Here is a 3,969-nt window from a genome sequence, read left to right on the forward strand (position 1 = left end):
CGATCCGGCGGGCGGGTCACGGCAGACCCGAAGTAGCTCGCGGTTCGAAATGGCACGTCACCGTCCGAGCCTACTCACTAGTATTGGCGCCACCGGGTCCGTCCGCGCGCGCGGACCAACCACCCGGCAGACGACCGGAGGGCGATACATGGCACGCGAATTCACCGCGGCCGACACCACGCGCGGGCCACGTCTGCCCCGCCTCGAGCGCCGTGCCCAGCTGCTCGAGGCCGCCCAGTCGGTTTTCGTCGACAAGGGCTACCACGCGTCGGGCATGGAAGACATCGCCGAGCGGGCAGGGGTCTCCAAACCGGTCCTCTACCAGCATTTTCCGGGCAAGCTGGAGCTCTATCTCGCGCTCGTCGACAAGCACACGGCCGCCCTTGTCGAGCTCGTCGAGGCGGCCCTCAACGAGAGCGACGACCACAAGGACCGCACCTACGCGAGCATCCGGGCGTTCTTCGACTTCGTCGCGCGCGAGGACGAGCCGTTCCGCATCGTCTTCGAGTCCGACCTCAACGAGGTCGCAGCGGTGCGCGAACGCATCGGGTGGGCGACCGAGGCCTGCGTGGACGCCATCTCCCGGCGCATCATGCTCGACACCGAGTTGCCGCAACCGGTGGCCCGGCTGGTGGCGCAAGGGCTCGTCGGCATGTCCCAGGTCTCGGCGCGGTCCTGGTTGCGGGACGGGACGATCCCGCTCGACCTGGCGGTCGAGATCATCGGCCGGCTGGCGTGGCGCGGCGTCGGTGGCCAACGGGCGCGCTTCGTCGCCCCCGCCTGACCCGGGCGTCCACCCGGGTGGGAATGCCACGGGGCCTGGTGTGTTTGACTTCTGGCAACCGCCTGTCCGATCGCGTGTTCGGGGTCGTCCCCGGCAGCCGGGCCGGCCACCGACCAAGGAGCAACCGTATGGAAGTGAAGATCGGCATCGCGAACGTCGCCCGTGAGGTGAGCATCGAGCCGGAGGAGAGCGCGTCGCGCGTCGAGGAACTGGTCCGGGCCGCCGTCACCGACGGCACCCCGCTGCGCCTCGAGGACGCCAAGGGCCGGGTCGTCATCGTCCCCGCCGCCGCCATCGGCTATGTCGACATCGGCGAGTCCCTCAAGGGCCGGGTCGGGTTCGGGGCCTAGCCACCGTCCCGTCGGTGGCTTTCACCCGTGGCGGGTGCGCGGGCGCCACACATCGGTAACAACCGCACCGCTAATCCGCATGGAACGGTCCTCGCCATGCGATGGTTGAGCGTGAACGGATCCGAATCCGCGGGTCCACGATTGCCCCGACCACTGGGCACATTTCGAAAGGAGCGGTTCCTGTGATCACCATCATCGGTGCCATCATCGCCGGCGCCATCATCGGTGGGCTCGCCCGCCTCATCCTGCCCGGGCGCCAGGGGATCTCCCTCCCCGTGACGATCATCTTGGGCATCCTCGGCTCGCTGATCGCGTCGTGGCTCGTCTACAAGCTCGGCTACGACAACGAGAACGGCGGCTTCCAGTTCATCCCGTTCATCGCGGGCGTGCTCGTCGCGGCCGGCCTCATCGTCGGCTATGGCTCCATGACCGGCAACAAGCAGATCCGCTGACCAGCTGCACGATCTAGCTGCACCACACGGCGGCCGGGCCCTTCGGGGTCCGGCCGCTTCGCTTGTCTGCCGATCGCCCCGAGCCGATCACCCCGAGCCGGTCACCAGGGCGACATCCCGGGTGGCTACGCTCGTCATCCGTGTCCGACGTCTCCTGCCCCGACTCCGCCGACCGGACCGCCACCGTCGACCTGCTCGGCATGCTCGCCCTCGGCGAGCTGACCGCCTTCTCGCGGCTGGCGGCCGACGCCGACATGGCGCCCGCGGTGGCGGGACGGGAGGCCTTCGCCCGGCTGGCGCTCGTCGAGTTCGGTCACTACGAACTCCTCCTCGCCCGCCTGCGCGAACTCGGCGGCGATCCGGAGGGTGCGATGGCGCCGTACGCCCCCGTGTTCGCGGCATACCACGAACGCACCCGGCCGGGCACCTGGCTGGAGGCGGTGGTCAAGGCCTACGTCGGCGACGGCATCGCGGCCGATTTCTCGCGCGAGATCGCCCGATTCGTCGATGCCGAGTCGCGGGCGGCGATCGAGGCGGCGATGGACGATCGAGAGCGCAGCGCGGTGCTCGTCCGGCTGGCCGCGGAGGGTATGCAGTCCGACCCGCACGTCCGCGGTCGGCTGGCGCTGTGGGCGCGCCGGCTGCACGGCGAGGCCGTGTCGCAGGCGCAGACCGTCGCTGCCCAGCGGGAGTCGCTGACCACCCTGCTCACCGGCTCCGGCCCGCAGCTCGATCTGGTGGCCCTCGGCGAGTTGTTCGCGCGGCTGGCCAGGCGGCATACCGAACGGATGGCCGCCCTCGGCCTGGAGGCGTGAGCGGCCCCGGACGTGGCCGCGCCCGGCTAAGGCTAGACTTAGCCGCGTAAGCACGTGGTGCCCGGTCGGCACGAATCATGCGCTGGCACACGGCCGGCGACCCCGCGCGAGACGCTTCCGTCTCGGGCACGAAGACCTCCGATCGGCTCCTCCCCCGGCCCGCCGCCTGCGCGGCGAGGTCCCGATCGAGAGATGAATAACGTTGTCCGACAAGACTTTCGCCGATTCCGGCGTGCACCCCGATATCGTCGCCGCCCTGGCCGAGCACGGCATCGTCACCCCCTTCCCCATCCAGGCGATGACGCTGCCGGTCGCCCTCGGTGGCCACGACATCATCGGCCAGGCCAAGACCGGCACGGGCAAGACGCTGGGCTTCGGCATCCCGATGCTGCAGCGCGTCGTCGCCCCGGGCGATGAGGGGTATGCCGCCCTGCCGGCCCCCGGCGCCCCGCAGGCGCTGGCCGTCGCGCCCACGCGTGAACTGGCCGTGCAGGTCGCCAAGGATCTCGAGCGCGCCGGCGCCCAGCGCGGGGTGCGGGTGCTGACCGTCTACGGCGGGCGGGCCTACGAACCGCAGGTCGAGGCCCTGCGCAAGGGCGTCGAGGTCGTCGTGGGCACCCCGGGACGGCTGCTCGACCTCGCCGGCCAGGGCCACCTCACCCTGGCGCACGCGCGGATCGTCGTGCTCGACGAGGCCGACGAGATGCTCGACCTCGGCTTCCTGCCCGACGTCGAGAAGCTCCTCGCCCTGACCCCTGCCGGCCGGCAGACCATGCTCTTCTCGGCGACCATGCCCGGGGCCGTCGTCGCGCTCGCGCGACGCTATATGACCCAGCCGACGCACATCCGGGCGATGAGCGAGGAGGGGGAGAATCAGCATACGGTCAAGGCGATCGAGCAGTTCGTCTATCGCGCCCACGCGCTCGACAAGACCGAGATGCTCGCGCGGATCCTGCAGGCCCGCGGGCGCGGCCTGACGATGATCTTCAGCCGCACCAAGCGCACCGCGGCCAAGGTCGCCGACGAATTGACCGAGCGCGGTTTCGCCGCGGCGTCGATCCATGGCGACCTCGGCCAGGGCGCGCGCGAGCAGGCGCTGCGGGCGTTCCGCTCGGGCAAGGTCGACGTGCTCGTCGCGACCGATGTCGCTGCGCGCGGCATCGACGTCGACAATGTCACTCACGTCGTGAACTTCCAGTGCCCCGAGGACGAGAAGACCTACGTCCACCGCATCGGACGCACCGGCCGGGCGGGCAACACCGGCGTCGCCGTCACCTTCGTCGACTGGGACGACATCCCCCGCTGGGGCCTGATCAACAAGACCCTCGACCTCGGCATCCCCGAGCCGCAGGAGACCTACTCCTCCTCCGAGCACCTCTACACCGACCTCGACATCCCCCGCGAGGCCAAGGGCAAGCTGCCCAAGTCGGCGCAGACGCGCGCCGGCCTGGCCGCCGAGGAGATCGAGGACATCGAGGGTCCGTCGAAGTCCTCCGGTGCGCGGGGGCGCTCGGCGGGACGCGGCGGCCGCTCCCAGGGCGGACGTTCGCAGGGCCAGCGCGGCGAGC

At 70.7% G+C, this 3,969-nt stretch carries 5 protein-coding genes; all 5 read left to right on the top strand.

Annotation, left to right across the window (positions count from 1 at the left end; genetic code table 11):
• The first annotated feature begins 148 nt into the window (after positions 1 to 148).
• The gene (locus tag BN11_RS13010; protein WP_048698341.1) at positions 149 to 784 is read left to right on the top strand and encodes a TetR/AcrR family transcriptional regulator; all 636 of its coding nucleotides are present in this window, start codon (positions 149 to 151) and stop codon (positions 782 to 784) included.
• Between the two features lie 128 nt (positions 785 to 912).
• Complete coding sequence (locus BN11_RS13015) at positions 913 to 1,134, top strand: DUF3107 domain-containing protein (protein WP_048698342.1); 222 nt, start codon at positions 913 to 915, stop codon at positions 1,132 to 1,134.
• 182 nt (positions 1,135 to 1,316) lie between these two features.
• Entirely contained in the window at positions 1,317 to 1,586 is a 270-nt protein-coding gene (locus BN11_RS13020; RefSeq protein ID WP_048698343.1) for a GlsB/YeaQ/YmgE family stress response membrane protein, read from the top strand.
• Positions 1,587 to 1,726: 140 nt separating this feature from the next.
• Positions 1,727 to 2,401 carry a ferritin-like fold-containing protein gene (locus BN11_RS13025; protein ID WP_048698347.1) on the top strand — a complete coding sequence of 225 codons (675 nt, stop codon included), beginning with the start codon at positions 1,727 to 1,729 and terminating at the stop codon, positions 2,399 to 2,401.
• Positions 2,402 to 2,603: 202 nt separating this feature from the next.
• On the top strand, positions 2,604 to 3,969 hold a 1,366-nt coding region (locus tag BN11_RS13030; protein ID WP_407667984.1), incomplete at its 3' end, for a DEAD/DEAH box helicase.

The organism is Nostocoides australiense Ben110 (assembly GCF_001050535.1).
Lineage (GTDB): Bacteria > Actinomycetota > Actinomycetes > Actinomycetales > Dermatophilaceae > Nostocoides_A > Nostocoides_A australiense.

Coding starts and splice junctions, on each gene's coding strand:
- BN11_RS13010 (WP_048698341.1), top strand. CDS start 149: ATGGCACGCGAATTCACCGCGGCCGACACCACGCGCGGGCCACGTCTG.
- BN11_RS13015 (WP_048698342.1), top strand. CDS start 913: ATGGAAGTGAAGATCGGCATCGCGAACGTCGCCCGTGAGGTGAGCATC.